Source organism: Micromonospora humi, assembly GCF_900090105.1.
GTDB classification, from domain to species: Bacteria; Actinomycetota; Actinomycetes; order Mycobacteriales; family Micromonosporaceae; genus Micromonospora; species Micromonospora humi.
Genome location: NZ_FMDM01000016.1, coordinates 98,491 through 117,331 on the forward strand (window position 1 = coordinate 98,491; position 18,841 = coordinate 117,331).

At 73.3% G+C, this 18,841-nt stretch carries 15 protein-coding genes and 1 tRNA gene; 8 read left to right on the forward strand and 8 right to left on the reverse strand.

Annotated elements, in window-relative coordinates; all coding sequences use genetic code 11:
* Positions 1-53: 53 nt before the first annotated feature.
* Both GA0070213_RS26070 and GA0070213_RS26075 read left to right on the forward strand, forming a co-directional pair.
* Positions 54-127 (forward strand) — tRNA-Pro (locus GA0070213_RS26070).
* A 389-nt stretch (positions 128-516) separates the two neighbouring features.
* Positions 517-1,620, forward strand: coding sequence for a calcium:cation antiporter (locus tag GA0070213_RS26075; RefSeq protein WP_217628660.1), 1,104 nt, complete (start codon positions 517-519; stop codon positions 1,618-1,620).
* A gap of 58 nt (positions 1,621-1,678) precedes the next feature.
* Here the strand turns inward: GA0070213_RS26075 and GA0070213_RS26080 are convergent, their stop codons facing one another.
* Positions 1,679-2,152, reverse strand: a complete 474-nt coding sequence (locus tag GA0070213_RS26080) for a hypothetical protein (protein ID WP_091070305.1) — start codon at positions 2,150-2,152, stop codon at positions 1,679-1,681.
* 110 nt (positions 2,153-2,262) lie between these two features.
* Between GA0070213_RS26080 and GA0070213_RS26085 the strand changes: the two genes are divergently transcribed.
* Entirely contained in the window at positions 2,263-3,552 is a 1,290-nt protein-coding gene (locus GA0070213_RS26085) for an MFS transporter (RefSeq protein ID WP_091070307.1), read from the forward strand.
* 68 nt (positions 3,553-3,620) lie between these two features.
* On the opposite strand, the gene GA0070213_RS26090 is transcribed toward GA0070213_RS26085, so the two are convergent.
* The 3 genes from GA0070213_RS26090 to GA0070213_RS26100 form a co-directional block, all read right to left on the reverse strand.
* Positions 3,621-5,363 (reverse strand): bifunctional metallophosphatase/5'-nucleotidase, encoded by a 1,743-nt coding sequence (locus GA0070213_RS26090; RefSeq protein ID WP_091070310.1) that lies wholly within the window; start codon positions 5,361-5,363, stop codon positions 3,621-3,623.
* A gap of 285 nt (positions 5,364-5,648) precedes the next feature.
* Positions 5,649-6,347, reverse strand: coding sequence for a histone deacetylase (locus GA0070213_RS26095; RefSeq protein ID WP_091070313.1), 699 nt, complete (start codon positions 6,345-6,347; stop codon positions 5,649-5,651).
* A 4-nt stretch (positions 6,348-6,351) separates the two neighbouring features.
* Positions 6,352-7,131 carry a phosphodiesterase gene (locus GA0070213_RS26100; RefSeq protein WP_091070315.1) on the reverse strand — a complete coding sequence of 260 codons (780 nt, stop codon included), beginning with the start codon at positions 7,129-7,131 and terminating at the stop codon, positions 6,352-6,354.
* 165 nt (positions 7,132-7,296) lie between these two features.
* Here GA0070213_RS26100 and GA0070213_RS26105 point away from each other — a divergent pair, with 165 nt between their 5' ends.
* On the forward strand, positions 7,297-8,748 hold the full coding sequence (locus GA0070213_RS26105; protein WP_091070318.1) for a sensor domain-containing diguanylate cyclase: 1,452 nt from the start codon (positions 7,297-7,299) through the stop codon (positions 8,746-8,748).
* A 112-nt stretch (positions 8,749-8,860) separates the two neighbouring features.
* On the opposite strand, the gene GA0070213_RS26110 is transcribed toward GA0070213_RS26105, so the two are convergent.
* Complete coding sequence (locus GA0070213_RS26110) at positions 8,861-9,919, reverse strand: aspartate-semialdehyde dehydrogenase (protein ID WP_091070319.1); 1,059 nt, start codon at positions 9,917-9,919, stop codon at positions 8,861-8,863.
* 5 nt (positions 9,920-9,924) lie between these two features.
* Positions 9,925-11,190 (reverse strand): aspartate kinase, encoded by a 1,266-nt coding sequence (locus GA0070213_RS26115; RefSeq protein ID WP_091070322.1) that lies wholly within the window; start codon positions 11,188-11,190, stop codon positions 9,925-9,927.
* A gap of 205 nt (positions 11,191-11,395) precedes the next feature.
* Between GA0070213_RS26115 and GA0070213_RS26120 the strand changes: the two genes are divergently transcribed.
* Both GA0070213_RS26120 and GA0070213_RS26125 read left to right on the forward strand, forming a co-directional pair.
* Entirely contained in the window at positions 11,396-12,145 is a 750-nt protein-coding gene (locus tag GA0070213_RS26120) for a hypothetical protein (protein ID WP_245716552.1), read from the forward strand.
* 83 nt (positions 12,146-12,228) lie between these two features.
* A complete protein-coding gene (locus GA0070213_RS26125) occupies positions 12,229-12,759 on the forward strand; it encodes a nitroreductase family protein (protein ID WP_091070323.1) in 531 nt (176 codons plus the stop codon).
* 111 nt (positions 12,760-12,870) lie between these two features.
* Here the strand turns inward: GA0070213_RS26125 and GA0070213_RS26130 are convergent, their stop codons facing one another.
* Positions 12,871-13,863 (reverse strand): ArsR/SmtB family transcription factor, encoded by a 993-nt coding sequence (locus tag GA0070213_RS26130; RefSeq protein WP_139128724.1) that lies wholly within the window; start codon positions 13,861-13,863, stop codon positions 12,871-12,873.
* 72 nt (positions 13,864-13,935) lie between these two features.
* On the opposite strand from GA0070213_RS26130, the gene GA0070213_RS26135 reads away from it, so the two are divergent.
* Both GA0070213_RS26135 and leuA read left to right on the forward strand, forming a co-directional pair.
* The gene (locus GA0070213_RS26135; RefSeq protein WP_091070326.1) at positions 13,936-15,210 is read left to right on the forward strand and encodes an MFS transporter; all 1,275 of its coding nucleotides are present in this window, start codon (positions 13,936-13,938) and stop codon (positions 15,208-15,210) included.
* A 237-nt stretch (positions 15,211-15,447) separates the two neighbouring features.
* Positions 15,448-17,190, forward strand: coding sequence for a 2-isopropylmalate synthase (leuA, locus tag GA0070213_RS26140; protein WP_091070328.1), 1,743 nt, complete (start codon positions 15,448-15,450; stop codon positions 17,188-17,190).
* Between the two features lie 132 nt (positions 17,191-17,322).
* Here leuA and GA0070213_RS26145 read toward each other — a convergent pair whose 3' ends face one another.
* Positions 17,323-18,768: an MFS transporter gene (locus GA0070213_RS26145; RefSeq protein WP_091070429.1), complete on the reverse strand. Its 1,446-nt coding sequence runs from the start codon at positions 18,766-18,768 to the stop codon at positions 17,323-17,325.
* Positions 18,769-18,841 lie beyond the last annotated feature (73 nt).

The following is an 18,841-nucleotide window of genomic DNA, read 5'->3' on the forward strand; positions in this document are numbered from 1 at the left end:
GGATACCGAATTTGATCCTGGGATCGGGTGAGCTACTATTTGTCGGCACGCCTCGGGGTGTGGCGCAGCTTGGTAGCGCGCTTCGTTCGGGACGAAGAGGTCGTCGGTTCGAATCCGGCCACCCCGACAGAGGTCAGAGGGCACATCCGATCCATGGATGTGCCCTCTGGTGCATCCTCGGTCCGATTCGGTCGAATCCCAGTGCGGGTCGTGTAGACGGAGTTGAATCCCCCCCGCCCCGCCGACACCCGGCACCCGTTCTGACCCCGTCAGCGGAGCCAGGCCCGTCGGCACCCGTCGAACCCCACGCCGTACCCCCCATACAGTTCCACTCATGCCTCAGCCAGCCCGCGAGTGGAACACCATGGGTGTCTGGCGTTGGCGCTGCCGTAGCAGCATCCGTACGCCCTTGGCGGCGGCGCGGCGGCGAGGGCTGCGCCGTCCCCGAGGACGACTGCGGCACCCGGCTGCGGGCGGTTGATCGGCCCACCTGGCAAGGTAGGACCCATGCCAGCGATGATCCGATCCCGCCTGACCGATTGGACCACCGTCGTACCCGTGCTCGCCGTGCTCCTGCTGGTCTTCACCTGGGGCCGGGAGCTGCCCGGCGCGCTGATCTTCGTGGTGGCCGCCCTGCTCGCGGTCGCCGTCCTGGCCGCCGTCCACCACGCCGAGGTGGTCGCGCACAAGGTGGGTGAGCCGTACGGCTCGCTGGTGCTGGCGGTCGCGGTCACCGTGATCGAGGTCGGTCTGATCGTCACCCTGATGATCAGCGGTGGGGACAAGACGCAGGCGCTGGCGCGGGACACCGTCTTCGCCGCCGTGATGATCACCTGCAACGGCATCCTCGGTCTGTCGCTGCTGCTCGGCGCGCTGCGCCGGCAGGTGGCGGTGTTCAACCCGGAGGGCACCGGCGGGGCACTGGCCACCGTGGCCACCCTCGCCACGCTCAGCATGGTGGTGCCGACGTTCACCACCGCCCGACCGGGTCCGGAGTTCTCCCCCGCCCAGCTCGCCTTCGCGGCGGTCGCCTCGCTCGCCCTCTACCTGTTGTTCGTGATGGTGCAGACCGGCCGGCACCGGGACTACTTCCTCCCGGTGACCCAGGAGGGCAGCATCATGGCCGAGGACCGCGACGGCGACGGGCACGCCGAGCCGCCGTCCACCCGCACCGCGCTGGCCAGCCTGGCGTTGCTGGTGGTGGCGCTGGTGGCGGTGGTCGGTGACGCGAAGACCATCTCCCCGGCGATCGAGAGCGCCGTCCAGGCGGCCAACCTGCCGCAGGCGTTCGTCGGCGTGGTCATCGCGCTGCTGGTGCTGGCGCCGGAGACACTCGCCGCCGCCCGGGCGGCCCGGCGGGACCGGGTGCAGATCAGCCTCAACCTGGCCCTCGGCTCGGCGATGGCCAGCATCGGGCTGACCATCCCGGCCATCGCGATCGCCTCGATCTGGCTGGACGGCCCGCTGCTGCTGGGCCTCGGCGGCACCCAGATGACGCTGCTCGCCCTGACCGCGGTGACCGCGGTGCTCACCGTGGTGCCCGGGCGGGCGACCGTGCTCCAGGGTGGGGTGCACCTGGTGCTGCTCGCCGCGTTCGTCTTCCTCGCCGCCAGCCCCTGACCGGCAGCCGGCCCGTGACCGGTCGCCGACCCCGGATCGACGTGCCGGCCGGCCTCGGTCAGTCGTGCAGCTCGGTGCGGGCCACCTCGGCGAACGCCGCGCTCAGGTAGTCGGCGAACGGGCGGTCGGTGACCGCCAGCAGGTCGGCGACGAGCAGCGGGGCGTGCCGGGCCACGGCCGCCGGGTCGGGCGGGTCGTCGTCGTCACCCGGGTCGTAGACGCCGAGCGCGCCGGCCAGCAGCACCAGCAGGACGTGCGGATCGACCTCGGGCCACCACGTCGCGGCGGCCCGGACGCAGCGCTCCAGCACCTGGCGGACGTCGTCGCCGTCCAGCCCGTCCGGATGCCCCTCCTCCAGCAGGAGCCGGACCACGCCGCCGAGCACCAGCCCGGCCCGGTCGACGGTGGCGAGCCGTTCGACGGCCGGTCGGTACGCCCCGGCGTCCCGGGCCCGGGCCGCGTCGACCGCCTCCGTGGCGGTCACGGCGATCTCGCGGGCCGGTGCGGGCAGATGACGCCAGGTGGTGGTCACCGGGCCAGCATGGCAGACCGGGTGGGCTTGCTCACCTTCCGGCTGGGCGTCCGCCGGGCACTGCGGTAAACGGGTCGCGGTCGTCGTACCCGCCACCCAGAATCCCAGCCATGCTGCGCCGCGCCCTGCCCGCTCGTCCCGAAGCCCGCCGGATCCTCCTCGGCACCCTGCTCTCCGCCGTCGGGCGCGGTCTCACGCTGCCGTTCCTCTTCATCTACCTCACCGACGTGCGTGGCCTGACCGACGCCCGCGCCGGCCTGGTGATCGGCTGGTTCGGCGCGGTGACGCTGGCGCTGTCCCCGCTGGGCGGCACGCTGATCGACCGGTTCGGCGCGCGCCGGGTGGTGCTGCCGTGCCTGGTCGTCGAGGCGGTCGGCACCGCCTCACTGGCCCTGGTCGACTCGACCGCGTCGGCGTTCGGCGTGATGACGCTGGTGGCGATCGGCAGCTCGGCGATCTGGTCGGGGCAGAACACGATCCTCGCCTCGCTCACCGGCGACGGTGAGCGGCAGCGGGTCTTCGGGCTCAACTTCGCCCTGCTCAACCTGGGCATCGGCGCGGGCGGCCTGATCTCCGGCGCGGTGGTCGACGTGGCGCGCCCGGTCACCTTCCAGGCGGTCTACCTGCTGGACGCGGTGAGCTACCTGACGCCGGCCCTGATCCTGCTCACGCTGCCGCACGTGGGGCGCCGGCCGGCCGCGCCGGTGGGCGAGGGCGCTGCCGCGCCGACGGCCGGCGGTTACCTGACCGTGCTGCGGGACCGGCCGTTCCGTCGGCTCGTCCTCTTCGGTCTGGTGCTCACCACCTGCGGGTACGCGCAGATCGAGGTGGGCTTCGCGGCGTACTCGGTGCGGGTGGTGGAGGTGACGCCGCGGGTGGTGGCCTGGGCGCTCGCCGCGAACACCGTGATGATCGTGCTCTCCCAGCTGTTGGTGATCCGCCGGATGGAGGGTCGCAGCCGGACCGGCGCGCTGGCGGCGGTCGGCGCGGTCTTCGCGGGCGCCTGGCTGGTGCTCGGCGCGGCCGGCGTGGTCGGTGGCGGCAACGCGCTGCTCGCGGCGCTGGGCGTGGTGGCCTGCTCGGCGATCTTCGGGTTCGGCGAGACGATGCTGTCCCCGGTCATGCCGGCCCTGACCAACGCGCTGGCCACGGACGAGCTGCGCGGCCGCTACAACGCGATGAGTTCGATGATCTTCGGGATCAGCGGGGTGGTGGGTCCGGTCACCGCCGGCCCGCTGATCGGCGCGGCGGACGGGCGGGTCTGGGTGGCGGTCGTGGTCGGCGGCTGCCTGGCCGCCTCCCTGCTGGCCCTGTCGCTGCGCCCCCTGCTCACCCCCGCCCAGGATGGCCGCCCCTCGCCCGCCCCCACCCCGCAACCCCAGCCCGCCCCCGCGGCCTGACCCGCAACGGACGAGGAACGGGCCCCCGGGAGCAGTGCTCCGGGGGCCCGTTCGGGGATGTGCTGCCGTCAGGCGGCGGGAACCTCCGCGGTGGTCTGGATCCGGTCCAGCGCCGGCGCGGACACCGGCGACTTCTCGGTCAGGTACGCGGTGAAGGCGTCCAGGTCGATCTGGCCGGTCACCGCGTTGGTGCCGCCGGTCAGGACGCTGAAGCCGTCGCCACCGCCGGCGAGGAAGTTGTTCACCGTGACCCGGTAGGTCGCGGTGTCGGTCACCGGGGTGCCGTTGATGGTGAGGCTGCCCCGGACCACCCGGGTGCCGGCGCACGGCGTTCCGGCCGGCGCGGTGGTGCCGTTGACGTCGACGACGTAGTGCACGGTCGAGGACGCGTAGAGCACCCGGGCCACGGTGAACTGCTGCTCCAGCATGCAGTAGAGCTGCGCACCGGTCAGGTCCAGCGTGACCAGGTTGTTGGCGAACGGCTGCACGGTGAACGCCTCGGCGTAGGTGACCGGGCCGGCGTCGACGTCGGCGCGTACGCCGCCCGGGTTCATGAACGCGGCGACCGCGTTCTGCTCGTTGTCGGTCGCGGCGAGCTGCGCGTCGGCGATCACGTTGCCCAGCGGCGACTCACCGGTCTGGTAGGTCGGCTTGCCGTTGGCGTCGACCCCGGTCTGGTAGAGGTTCTCCTGGGTCTTGGTGATCGCCTCGGTGGTCTCCCCGACGATCCGGTCGGCCACCGGGCCGAGCGCGGTCTTGTACCGGGTGATCAGCTCGGTCGAGGCCGGGTCCTTGGCGACGTCCCGGGTGACCACCACGTTGTTCGCCGACGCGCTGACCACGTCCCGGGTCCGCGGGTCGATCTTCAGGTTGATGTCGGTGACCAGGCGGCCGAACGAGCTGGCGCTGGTGACCAGCTTGCCGTTGATGTTGCAGTTGTACGCGGCGTGGGTGTGCCCGCTGACGATGACGTCGATGGCCGGGTCCATCCGGTTGGCGATGTCGACGATCGGGCCGCTGAACCCGGTGCAGTCGTTGATGCCGCCGCCGTTCTGCACGCCACCCTCGTGCAGCAGCACGACGATGCTCTTGACGCCGAGCAGCTTCAGGATCTTGGCGTACTTGTTGGCGGTGTCGGCCTCGTCGGTGAAGCGCAGCCCGGCGACGCCCTGCTGGCTGACGATGTTCGGGGTGCCCTCCAGGGTCATCCCGATGAAGCCGATCGGCACACCCTTGACGATCTTGATGCCGAACGGCTGCATCAGCGGCAGGCCGGTGGAGGTCTTGAACGCGTTCGCGGAGAGGTACTTGAACTTGGCGCCCTCGAACGGCGTGCCGTCGGCGCAGCCGTCGACCGGGTGGCAGCCGCCGCGCTGCATCCGCAGCAGTTCCTTGGCGCCCTCGTCGAACTCGTGGTTGCCGACGCTGGCGAACTCGAGCCCGGCGAGGTTCATCTCCTCGATGGTGGGCTCGTCGTGGAACGCGGCGGAGAGCAGCGGCGAGGCGCCGATCAGGTCGCCCGCCGCGACAGTGACGGTGCCCTTGCCCTGCTGCTGGGCCGCCGCACGCATCGCCTTCAGGTGGCTGGCCAGGTATTCCGCGCCACCGGCGGTCTGGCCGTCGATGGTGCCGCTGGACCCGGTCGGCGGTTCCAGGTTGCCGTGGAAGTCGTTGATCGCGAGCAGCTGGACGTCGACCGGCTTCGAGTGGGCCTCGGCCTGGTCGGGGGTGACGGCGACCGCGGTGAACGCGGTCGCGGCGAGTGCGGCCAGGCCTACGGTGGCCCGGCGGCGCATCCCGGAGACGGACATGGAACTCCTCGTGAGATACCGGCGCGTGGCGGCCGGGCGATGGTTCGCCCGGCGGCCCTGATCCGTGCCGTGACAGGGGTCGATCGCGGAAGGCGGCACTCGGGGGGAACGCCGCCCGCCGGGGTAGCTTCTCATCCGCCGGGCCGCAGGTCGAGTCCACGGCGTCGGCTCCCAGGGACCAGGGAGCCGACGCCGACGCTCATGTCACGCGGAATTCTTTGCGCTGGCAACCACCGTTGGCCGAAACACCTCCGGCAGGTCACCCATCGCGAGCCGAACGGCCGCTCACGCCCGCCGGTCCGACATCCGAGGCGGACTGTCCGAACTCGACCGGAGCGCCGGAGAGGCGGTTCCCGAGCCGCCGTGGGCCGCCCGTACCAGTGCGCGCAACGCGGACCCGGTCCACCGCCCGGCCACCCCGGGCCGGCCCGCCAGGTAGTCGACGGTCCGCGCGACGTCCCAGCCGTGCGCCTCCCGCAGCCCGCGCGCCAGCATGCCGAGGTAGACCGCGGCCGGACGGGTCCAGGGCACCTCCACCGCCCGGTGCCCGGCGGTGAAGGTGAGCATCGGCAGGCCGTCGCGCTCACCGACCCGGAGCAGCGTCTCGTAGCGGCCCGGACCGAGCGTGGCCCGGCCGGTCCCGGCGGCCGCGCGGATCCCGGCCAGGTCGGCGCCGGGCCGCCGGTACATCTCCTGGGCCGCGATGTCGGCGAACTGCTCGACCGTCACCAGGTAGCCGCGCACCGCAGCCCGCCCGGGCAGCTCCGGATCGTAGAACGCCATGCCGCCGGTCCAGGCCCGGGACTCGCCGGCGAAGTAGATCCCGCCGGGGATCAGCGCCGGGACCGTCCGGTGCGGCGGTCGACAGTCCCGGCAACCGGGGTACGTGCGCAGCCCGCCGGGCGGCCGCCCGCCGCGCACATACCAGTCGAGTCGCGCCGCGTGCAGATTCGACCCGTAGGCGACGTACCAGAGGAGCGTCACGGGGTCAGGCCCAAGAGGTCCGTCCGGCGGCGTGACTGACCTGGACGGTGTGCGTGACGCAGCCGCCGTCGGCCACCCGGTGCAGCAGGAACGCGGTCGGTTCGGCGACCCAGCCGATCTCGTCCTCGTCGCTCATGGTCAGGCTCGCCTGCACCCAGGTGCTCGGTGCGGTGGTCAGGACCGTACCGGCGAACGCGCTGGTCACCGGCCGGTGCAGGTGGCCCGCGGCGACGCGTACGACATGGGGGTGCCGCCCGAGCACGGCGGCGAGCGCGTCGGCGTCGGCGAGCCGGATGGCGTCGGCGGCCGGGACGCCGACCGCGACCGGCGGATGGTGCAGGCACACCACGGCGGGCGCCTCCGGCCGGCCGGCGAGCACCCCGTCGAGCCAGTCGAGCTGCTCGTCACCGAGCCGCCCGCCGGAGCCGCCCGGGGCTAGCGAGTCGAGCACCACGAGCGTGGCGTCCGGGTGGTCGACGTGGTAGTGCGCGGAGAACCCGCCGGCCAGGTGGGGGGTGCCGCCGAACGTGTCGAGCAGCGACTCGCGGTCGTCGTGGTTGCCGGTGGCCAGGTGGACCGGCAGCGGGACCCGACCGACGATCTCGCGGAGGGCGAGGTATTCGTCCGGCCGACCGTGGCCGGTCAGGTCGCCGGTGATCACCACGCACTCCGGTCGGGGGCGCAGGGCGAGCACCGTGCCCAACGCCCGGTGCAGGCCGGCCGCCGGCTCGGCGGCGAGGGGACCGGTGGTCACGTGCGGATCACTGAGTTGGGCGATGAGCATCGGCGCCTCCTCGGGCCCGGGATCTCCACGCTATCGCCGCAGGCGTGGGCCGCGCAGCCCACAAGCGGCGCCCACAGCCTGTGGATAGCACATGTGTACGAAGGTCGACGGCACCCGCGATGAGTACATTTGATCGCGGCCCCACCCCCTCCCAACAGGAACGACGTGGATCACGAGCGAGTCCTCCGCGACGTCACGGTGCGCCTTCCCACGGCGTCGACCGTGCCGGAGGCGTGCCAGTGGACCGTCGCCGCGCTCGCCCGGCACACCCCGGCGACCGCCACCGTCCTGCTCCGCGTCCACGACCGCCTCCGGTGCGTCGCGGCCACCGGCGCCTGGCAGGTCTTCTCGCACGTGCCGGCCACCACCGACGCGCCGACCCGGCACCGGCCCGAGCCCTCGGTGGTGCGCCGGGTCTACACCTCCGGCGAGACCGCCGCCGTGTCCGACGTCGCCGTCGACCCCGACTACCTGCCGGTCCGACCGGACGTCACCGCCGAGCTCTGCGTGCCGGTACGCGACCCGGCCGGCCGGCCGATCGGCGTGCTCGACCTGCAGTGGAGCGAGCCGGTGACGCTCGCGCCGTGGCGGGAGACCGCCGAACGGCTGGCCGACCGGCTCGGCGCCCGGATCGCGGCGCTCGGCGGCCCGCCGGCCGAGAGCCGCAGCGAGAAGCTGCTCCGGCACGCCGCCGCGTTCACCGCCGCGCCGACGGACTGGGACCTGATGACCGCCGCGATCACCGCGGCCCGGGACGTGTCCGCGCTCTCCGCCGCCGTGCTGGTGCTCACCGGCCGGCGTGGACCCCGGCTGGGTGCGGCCACCGACATCCCGGGCGAGTTGGAGGCCCGGATCCGGGCCGAGCTGACCGGGTCCGGCCCGGCCGCGCTCGACCGGATGATCGACCGGGCCCACCGGTACGGCTCGGCGTACACGCTGGGCGAGGCGGGGCACCCGCCGACCGGCGAGTACCTGCCGCTGACCCGGGCCGGCGCGCGCACGCTGGTGGCGGTGCCGGTCGGCGCACCGACCGCCGGCGGCGTGCTGCTGGTGGCCGACGAGCGGTCGCTCCGGCCGGACCCGACCACGGTCAACCTGATCGAGTTGCTGGCCGGGCAGGCGTGGACCTGCCTCGACCGGCTGCGCACCCTGGCGCGGCTGCGCGAGCAGGCCAGTTCGGACCCGCTCACCGGGCTGCGGCACACCGGGCCGTTCGGGCAGCGGATCGCCAGCGCCACGCCGGGGCGTACCGCGCTGCTGGCGATCGACGTCGACGGGTTCAAGGACGTCAACGACACCTACGGCCACCAGGCCGGCGACCGGCTGCTGGTGGGGCTGGCCCGGGCGCTGGAGGGTGCGTTGCGCCAGGGCGACGAGCTCTACCGGACCGGCGGCGACGAGTTCGTCGCGGTGATCGAGGTGAGCCACCCGCAGGAGGCGGTCGGGATCGCCGAGCGGCTCACCGAGGCGGCGCGCCGCACCGGCCGGACGATCAGTGTCGGCATCGCACTGCCCCGCCCCGGCGAGACCCCCGACCGCACCCTGCACCGCGCCGACCAGGCCCTCTACGCGGTCAAGCGCCAGGGCCGAGACGGCGTCCACCTCTCCGCCGCCTGACCCCGCCCCGTCCCGTCCCCGCCCCGCCCCCGCGCGTCGATCTTGCACTTTCGGCCCGGATCACGCGGCAGATGCACCTTTTGTCCGGGCACAACCTGCAAGATCGCCGAGGTCAGGGGGTGAGTTCCTTGGCGAGGAGTTCGGCGATCTGGGCGGTGTTCAGGGCGGCGCCCTTGCGGAGGTTGTCGCCCGTCACGAAGAGGTCGAGGGCGCGGGGGTCGTCGACGGCGCGGCGGATCCGGCCCACCCAGGACGGGTCGGTGCCGACCGCGTCGATCGGCATCGGGAACTCCCCGGCCGCCGGGTCGTCGACCAGGATCACGCCCGGCGCGTTGCGCAGCACCTCGCGGGCGCCCTCGGCGTCCACCTCGGTGGCGAAGACCGCGTGCACGGCGACCGAGTGCCCGGTCACCACCGGCACCCGCACGCACGTGGCGGAGACCTTCAGGTCGGGCAGCCCGAGGATCTTGCGCGACTCGTTGCGCAGCTTCAGCTCCTCGGAGGACCAGCCGCCGTCGGCCAGCGAACCCGTCCACGGCACCACGTTGAGCGCCAGCGGCGCGGGGAACGGGCCCAGCTCGTCGCCGACCGCCTGGCGTACGTCGCCGGCGCGGGAACCGAGCACCCGGTCCCCGGCGATCTTGCCGAGCTGGAGGTGCAACGCGTCCACCCCGGCCTGCCCCGCCCCGGAGACCGCCTGGTAGGAGGCGAGGACCAGTTCGCGCAGGCCGTACTCGCGGTGCAGCGGGGCGACCGCGACGATCATCGCCAAGGTGGTGCAGTTGGCGTTGGCGATGATCCCCTTCGACCGGTTGCGCACCTGGTCGGGGTTGATCTCGGGGACCACCAGTGGCACGTCCCGGTCCATCCGGAACGCGCCGGAGTTGTCCACCACCACCGCACCACGGGCCACCGCGACGGGTGCCCACTCGGCCGAGACGTCGTCGGGCACGTCGAACATCGCCACGTCGACGCCGTCGAAAGCCTCGGGCGTGACGGCCCGGACGGTCAGCTCCTCGCCCCGGCACCGCACCCGGCGGCCGGCCGAGCGCTCGGAGGCGAGCAGCCGGATCTCGCCCCACACGTTGCGGCGCGAGGAGAGGATCTGGCACATCACGGTGCCGACGGCACCTGTCGCGCCGACCACGGCGAGGGTGGGCAGCGGCGGCATCCGCGTTACCGCCCGGTGCCGGCGTAGACGACGGCTTCGGTGTCACCACCCAGCTCGAAGGCGTCGTGGATGGCGCGGACCGCCTTGTCGAGGTCGGTGTCGCGGCAGACCACGGAAACGCGGATCTCGGAAGTGGAGATCATTTCGATGTTCACGCCGGCGGTGCCGAGCGCGGCGAAGAAGCCGGCGGCGACGCCCGGGTGCGAGCGCATGCCGGCGCCGATCAGGGAGACCTTGCCGACGTGGTCGTCGTAGAGCAGGCCCTTGAACTTGACCGTCTCCTGGATCTTGCTGAGCGCGGCCATCGCGGTCGGGCCGTCGGCCTTCGGCAGCGTGAACGAGATGTCGGTGCGGCCGGTGCCCTCGGTCGACACGTTCTGCACGATCATGTCGATGTTGATCTCGGCGCCGGCGACGGTGTCGAAGATCCGCGCGGCGGCACCCGGCTCGTCGGGCACCCCGACGATGGTGATCTTCGCCTCGCTGCGGTCGTGGGCGACCCCGGTGATCAGTGCCTGTTCCACAGCAAGGTCCTCCATCGATCCGGTGACCATCGTGCCGGTGTTGGTCGAGTATGACGAACGGACGTGGATCGGCAACCCCGCGCGCCGGGCGTACTCGACGCTGCGCAGGTGCAGCACCTTCGCGCCGCAGGCGGCCAGCTCCAACATCTCCTCGTAGGTGATCTGCCTGATGTGCCGGGCGTTCGGCACGATCCGCGGGTCGGCGGTGAAGACGCCGTCCACGTCGGTGTAGATCTCGCAGACGTCCGCGTGCAGCGCGGCGGCCAACGCCACGGCGGTGGTGTCCGAGCCGCCCCGGCCGAGCGTGGTGACGTCCTTGGTGTCCTGCGAGACACCCTGGAAGCCGGCGACGATGACCACCGCGCCCTCGTCGAGCGCACCCTTGAGCCGCCCCGGGGTCACGTCGATGATCCGGGCCCGCCCGTGCACCGAGGTGGTGATCACGCCGGCCTGCGAACCGGTGAACGAGCGTGCCTCGTACCCCTGGTTGTGGATGGCCATGGCGAGCAGCGCCATCGAGATCCGCTCGCCGGCGGTGAGCAGCATGTCCAGCTCGCGGCCGGGCGGCAGCGGGCTGACCTGGTTGGCCAGGTCGAGCAGCTCGTCGGTGGTGTCGCCCATGGCGGAGACCACCACGACCACGTCGTCGCCCGCCTTGCGGGCCGCCACGATGCGCTCGGCCACCCGCTTGATCCGCTCGGCGTTGGCGACGGAGGACCCGCCGTACTTCTGCACCACGAGTGCCACGACGGTGCGCTCCCCTCCCAGTGACGGCCCTGAGCGTGCCGACGCCGCCGGGTTTCTCGGTCCGGCGGCGCGTGTCAGACCTCCTCAGGGTATCGGGCGGGCCGCGCGGCCGGAGCGGGTGATCCCACCATCCGGCCCGGGACGCCAACCGGTACAGCCGTACGGTGGGCTGACCCGGACCGCCACGACGTCGCAGAATGACCCGGTGCACGCTCATCGACGCGCGGCCCGGCGGCTGACCGGCGTACTCGCGCTCACCCTGCCGGCGCTGCTCGCCGCCTGCGTCGCCGACCGCCCGCGGACGGCGCCGGCCGACGGCGCCGATCCGGTGCCGGTGCAGGTCGACGCCGCCCGCGACGAACTGGCCGGGCTGGCCGCCGCCGCGCAGGACCGACACCTCGTCGCCACCTACGCCTGGGCGCCGCCCGGCGGGCCGTCCCGCACCGTCACCTGGACCAGCGCGAACGACGACAGCTGGCGGGTCGACGTGCCCGGGTGGGGGCAGGGCGGCACGGTGGACGTGTCCCTCGCCGGCACCTCGGACGGGCTGTTCCAGTGCGCCCTGCCGTCCACCGGCCGGACCCGCCCGGCCGGCTGCGTGCGACTCGGCGACGCCGACGACGCGGTGCCCCGCCGGTTGGACCCGCGGGTGCAGCACCCGTTCACCGACTGGCTGGAGGTGCTCACCGACCGGCGGGCGCCGCTCGCGGTCTCCCCCGCCCCGACGCCGCCCGGCGTCACCGGCCGGTGCTACGCGGTCGACTCCACCGCGGCCTCGATGAACGCGCCGCTGGACGTGGGCGTCTACTGCTTCGGCGAGGACGGCACCCCGCTGGCGGTCCGCGCCACCCTGGGCAGCCTCACCCTGACCGGCAGGCCCGGCCCGGCGCCGGGGACGGTGGAGCTGGCCGGCGCGGTGACCGAGGGCGAGCCGGTCGACCGCGAGGCGCCTTAGCATTTTGTCCGTTACGGGTGTTCTTGGCCACATCGAGCCGACCCGCCTGGTACGGCAAAACGGACAACCGGGACGCTGGGTCCATGACCGACCTGACCCCGCTGCTCGCCTTCCGGTGGAGCCCTCGCGCGTTCGACCCCGACGCGGAGCTGACCGCCGACGAGGTGGCCGCCCTGCTGGAGGCGGCCCGGTGGGCCCCCTCGGCCGGCAACGCCCAGCCGTGGCGGTTCGCGCTCGGGCACCGGCAGGACGAGACGTGGAAACGGATCCTGGTCGGCCTCACCGACGCCGACCAGGGTTGGGCCCGACACGCCGCCGCCCTGCTGCTCGCCGCGCACGCCGGTGGCGAGCCGGAACGGACCGCGTACGACCTGGGCCAGGCGGTCGCCCACCTCACCGTGCAGGCCACCGCGCTCGGCCTGCACGTACGCCAGCTCACCCGCCTCGACCGCGCCCGCCTCACCACCGAACTGGACCTGCCCGACGACATCCGGCCGCTGGCGGTGGTCGCGATCGGCCGCCTCGGCGACCCGGCCGCCCTGCCGCTCGACCTGTACGAGCGGGAGACCGCGCTCCGCCGCCGCCGACCCGTCGGCGCCCTGCTCCTGCGCTGAGGCGTCACCGGTCCGCGTGCCCGGACGCGCGACCCCGCCGGACCGCGTCGCCGCACCCGACCCCGCCGATCCGCGTCGCCGGATGCGGCGCAGCGGGTCGGCGGTGCGGCGTCAGGCGCCGCGCGCCGCCCGGAGCAGGGCGGCGCCGACGTCGGTGTTGCGGTAGAGCACGTGCCGCCCGGCCCGGGACCGCGCGATCAGCCCCGCCGCGTGCAGCGCGGTGAGGTGCTGGGAGACGTTGCCGGCCGACATCCCGGTGAGGCGCGCCAGGTCGGTCGTGGTCACGGCCGTTTCGAGCAGGTGCAGCAGCGCGGCCCGACCGGCGCCGACCACCCGGGCCAGCGGATCACCCGGTGGTGCCGGGGCCCGCTCCCAGAGCCTCCCCACCGCCCGGACCGGGTACGCCCCGGCGGGCAGCGAGTCCTCCAGCAGGTTCCACAGCACCCGCCGGTCGGTGAACACGCCCGGGTTCAACGCCAGCCCTCGACCGCGCAGGTCGAAGTCGCGCTCGAACGGGTCGTCGCTGACCACCCGGTCGCCGAGCCAGCGCAGGCTCGGATGGAGCTGCTCGAACAGCCGGCCCGCGCCGCCCTCGGCCAGCTGGGCCGCCCGGTGGGCCACGTCGGCGTCGAGCAGCGCCTGCATGCGGGGCCAGTCCGGGCCGATCGCCTCGTCGTGCCAGATCCGCACGGCGTCCACGAGCCGCGGTAGCAGTCCGCGCGGATCGGCCAGCAATGCCGACCCGAACGGGCTCAGCGGCCGGCTCGGGAGCGTCGCCAACAGGTCCTGGACCACCACGTCCGGCGGGGTCGCCGCGATCTGGTCGAGCTGCTCGGCCATCCCCGCGCCCGGTCGGGCCGCCGGGGTGAGGAAATCCGGCAGCCAGCGGCGCGGGAGGGTCAGCTCCACCAGCGGGCGGACCCGGACGGCCACCTCCGGCCGGCGCAGCGTCGCACGGGCCCGGTCGATCCACGACAGGTGCACGGCGTAGCGGACCGGATCGGACAGCGCCCACATGCTCATCACCGTCTCGTTGGCCGGCGACACGGCGAACCGCACGCCCGCCACGTCGGCCAGGGTGAAGCGCAACTCGGACACACGCACCCCCGAACGCCGGATTCGGCCCAGACTAAAACGCTCGACGGGAGCGCGGGGGGCACGGTTGGCTCACCGGTCATGGGGGCCAGAGAGAACATCCGCACCGCCGTCCGCCACGTCGTACCGCCGGCCGGGCTGACCCGCGCCCTGGCCGTGCAGGCCATGGTGTTCGCCGTCGGCCACGGGCTGTTCCAGGCCGGCAGCGCGGTCTTCTTCACCCGCGCGCTGGGGCTGAGCCCGGCCCAGGTGGGGCTCGGCCTCTCGCTGGCCGCCGGGGCATTGCTGCTCGGCACCGTCCCGCTGGGCGGCCTCACCGACCGGCACGGCCCGCAACGGGTGTGGATCGCCTGCCTGCTGCTCGACGCGGCGCTGTTCGCGACCTACCCGCTCGTCACCGGCTTCGCCGGCTTCCTCGCCGTGGTGCTCGCGCTGGCCGTCACCGGCGCGGCGACCGGGGTCGCCCGCCAGGTCTACTCGATCAACGTGTTGCGCCCGGAGGAACGGGTCACCGCGATGGCCTACCAGCGCTCCTCGCTCAACGTCGGCTTCGGGCTGGGCGCGCTGATCAGCGGCCTGGTGCTGGCCGTCGACACGATCTGGGCGTACCGGGGCATGGTCTTCTTCATCGCGGCGGTATACCTGGTGACCGCCGGCTTCGTGCGGCGGCTGCCCCGGCTGCCGCAGGTGACCCGGCCGACCGAGCCGATGAGCCGGCTCGCGGTGCTGCGGGACCGCCCGTTCATGGCCGTCTCGCTGCTGTCCGGGCTGCTCAGCGCGCACCAGACGCTCTACCTCACGGTGATGCCGCTGTGGATCCTCACCCACACCGACGCGCCGAAGACGATCATCGCCGCGCTGGTGCTGCTCAACACGGTGCTGATCGTGCTGCTCCAGGTCCGGGCCAGCCGGGGCGCGGACACCGCGCCGGGCGCGGCCCGGGCGTCCCGCCGGGGCGCACTGCTGATCTCCCTGTTCTGCGTGGTCCTGCCGATCTCCGGGCAGACCCGGGGGCTGCTCACCGTCGGGGCGCTGGTGGTCGCCGCGACGCTGCTCATCCTGGCGGAGCTGATCGAGTCGGCGGGCACCTGGGGGCTCACCGCCACGCTTCCGCCCGCCGCCCAACGCGGCGCGTACGTGGGCGCGTTCGGGCTCGGCTCACAACTCCAGTTCCTGATCGCGCCGGCGGGGCTGACCGCGCTCGGGGTGAGCACCGGCGGCTGGGGCTGGTACCCGGCGGCGGGGATCTTCGTGCTGGTCGGGCTGGCGATCGTGCCGGCGGTGGCCCGGGCCGAGCGGACGCCCCGGCTGGGCGAGGCGCCCGAGGCCACCCGCACGGTGACTCCGGTCCCATAGTCCGGACCGGCCTTCCCACCACCCGTCCCACCACGTAGGGTGACTCTGTCATGTGGCAGGCGTCTCTTCTCCTTGGCTGCCGCGACGAGGCCTGACCGGCCGGCACCTCGTCGCGGAGTTGAACCGCGCCGTCCAGCACATCCGAACTTCCCCTCGGCACCGCCGCGCACCGTCGCCCGGCACCTCGCCGACACCTTCCGATCTGCTGACGCCACATGTTCCAGGGAGCACTCCGAGATGGCTCAACCCGTCACCGAGACCGATCCGTTCGCCCGGCAGCGCCCGAGCCGGATGCCGGTCCACCGCTACCTCCCGTACGACAGGCAGTTCCGCGTCGAACTGCCGGACCGCGCCTGGCCGACCCGCCGCGTCGAGGCCGCGCCCCGCTGGTGCGCCGTCGACCTCCGCGACGGCAACCAGGCGCTGATCGACCCGATGTCGCCCGAGCGCAAGCGCCGGATGTTCCAGCTGCTGGTGCAGATGGGCTACAAGGAGATCGAGGTCGGCTTCCCGTCGGCCAGCCAGACCGACTTCGACTTCGTCCGCCAGCTGATCGAGCAGGACCTGATCCCGGAGGACGTCACCATCCAGGTGCTGACCCAGTGCCGGGAGCACCTGATCGAGCGGACGTTCGAGTCGCTGCGCGGCGCCCGCCGGGCCATCGTGCACTTCTACAACTCGACCTCCACGCTCCAGCGCCGGGTGGTCTTCGGCCTCGACCGGGACGGCATCACCGACATCGCCACCCAGGGTGCCCGGCTCTGCACCAAGTACGCGGAGATCCACACCCCGGACACCGACATCCACTACGAGTACTCGCCGGAGTCCTACACGGGCACCGAGCTGGACTACGCGCTGGAGGTCTGCGCGGCGGTGATCGAGGTGATCGACCCGACGCCGGACCGCAAGCTGATCGTCAACCTGCCGGCCACGGTCGAGATGGCGACGCCGAACGTCTACGCCGACTCGATCGAGTGGATGCACCGGCACCTGCCCCGGCGGGACAGCCTGGCGCTGAGCCTGCACCCGCACAACGACCGGGGCACCGGCGTGGCCGCCGCCGAGCTGGGGCTGCTGGCCGGCGCCGACCGGATCGAGGGCTGCCTGTTCGGCAACGGCGAGCGCACCGGCAACGTCGACCTGGTCACGCTGGGCCTGAACCTGTTCTCCCAGGGCATCGACCCGATGATCGACTTCTCGAACATCGACGAGGTCCGGCGCGCCGTCGAATACTGCAACCAACTGCCGGTGCACGAGCGCCACCCGTACGCGGGCGACCTCGTCTACACCGCGTTCTCCGGCTCCCACCAGGACGCCATCAACAAGGGCTTCGCCGCGCTGCACGCCGACGCGGCAGCGGCGGGGGTGCCGGTCGACGACGTCACCTGGGCGGTGCCCTACCTGCCGGTCGACCCGAAGGACCTGGGTCGCACCTACGAGGCGGTCATCCGGGTCAACTCGCAGTCCGGCAAGGGCGGCGTCGCGTACATCATGAAGTCCGAGCACCAGCTCGACCTGCCGCGCCGCCTCCAGATCGAGTTCTCCGGCGTGGTGCAGGCCGTCACCGACCACGACGGCGGCGAGGTCGAGCCGGGCACCATGTGGGAGATCTTCGCCCGCAACTACCTGGTCGACCACCAGGTCGACCCGGCGGTCACGCTGGCCGGCTACACCATCGGCACCGTCGACGGCAAGGTCGAGATCGACGCCCGGGTCGGCTTCGACGGCGCGACGCGGGCGCTCACCGCGGTCGGCAACGGCCCGATCGACGCGTACGTCAACGCGTTGCAGTCGCTGGGCGTCGCGGTCCGGGTGCTCGACTACCACGAGCACGCGCTCTCCTCCGGCGGTGACGCGCAGGCGGCCGCGTACGTGGAGTGCGAGGTGGACGGCCGGACGGTGTGGGGCGTCGGGGTGGACGCCAACATCGTCACCGCCTCGATCAAGGCGGTCACCAGCGCCGTCAACCGTACCCGCTGACGTGAAAGGCGGGGGCCCCTCTTAACGCCTGAGGTATAGGAGGGGGCCCCGCTTAACACCGCACGCCCGCCCGCTGCCCACGCCGCCCGCGTCGCGTGGTGTTAACAGGGGGCCCCTCCTCTACCTCAGGCGTTAAGAGGGGGCCCCGCCTTTCGCCGGCGGGCGGTGGATGAGCACGGCGGCGAGCAGGGCACCGGCGAGCAGCAGCCCGGCGCACCACGCCAACGCGCCCCGGTAGGCGTCGGCCAACGCGCCCTTCTGCTCGTACCCGGTGCCGGAGAGCCCGACCAGCAGCGGCAGCGCGGCCACCGCGAGCAGGCCGCCGGCCCGGGAGGCGGCGTTGTTGAAGCCGCTCGCCACCCCGGCGAAGCGGTCCGACACGGCGCCGAGCACCGAGGTGGTCAGCGGCGCGACCACCAGTGTGAGCCCGGCGCCGAACAGCACCACGCCGGGCAGTACGTCCACCCAGTACGACGCGCCCGGCCCGACCCGGCGCAGCAGCAGCAGACCGGCCGCGGCGATCACCGGGCCCACGGTGAGCGGCAGCCGGGGGCCGATCCGGGCGGAGAGCGCGCCGGCCCGAGGCGAGCCGACCAGCAGCAGCAGCGTCATCGGCACCGTGGCCAGGCCGGTGAGCAGCGCCGACCAGCCGACCACGTTCTGCAGGTAGACGGCGAGGAAGAAGGTGAACCCGCCGAGCGCCGCGTACACCACCACGGTGAAGACGTTGAGCACCGAGAAGAGCCGGCTGGAGAACAGGCCGGTGGGGAGCATCGCGTGGTCGCCGCGCCGCCGCTCGACCAGCACGAAGACCACCACGGCGGCCAGCCCGACCACCGCCGCGGCGAGCACCGCCGGGGCGGCGCCGTGCGCCGGGGCGTCGATCAGCGCGTACGTGACGCCGCCGAGCGCCAGCGCGCCGAGCAACGCGCCGGCCACGTCGAACCCGTGGTGCTTCCCACCGGTACGCGAGATCGACTCGTCCCGGCTCTCCGGCACCCAGCGCATCGCGGCGAGCACCACGCCCAGGGCCAGCGGCAGGTTGACGAAGAAGATCCACCGCCAGGAGAGCGCGTCGATGAGCCAGCCGCCGACCAGCGGCCCGAGCGCGGTGGACACGCCGGAGAGGCCGGACCAGGTGCCGATCGCCCGGCCCCGGTCGTCCGGGTGGAAGCTGGCCTGGAGCACGGAGAGCGAGCCGGGGGTGAGCAGCGCCCCGCCCGCGCCCTGGAGGAACCGGGCGGCGATGAGCCAGCCGGTGCCCTGGGCCAGCCCGCAGAGCACCGACGCCGCCGCGAACCAGAGCACCCCGAGCAGGAAGATCCGCCGCCGGCCGAACCGGTCGCCCAGCGCGCCGCCGAGCAGCACGAACGCGGCGAGCATCAGCAGGTAGCCGTTCACGGTCCATTGCAGACCGGCCACCGTGGCGTCCAGTTCGGCGCCGAGGCGGGGCAACGCGACGTTGACCACGGTGCTGTCCAGGAACACCATGCCGGAGGCGAGGACCGCCGCGAGCAGCGTGCCGCGCCCGGCGGCGGTTCCGGTACGTAGCTGGGGCGCGGAAGCGGGTGAGGTCACGTCCATCCACTCTGCCCTCGATCCACGGCCGACGCCACGAATCAGAGAAACCGCCGCCGGGTACTGTGCGGAC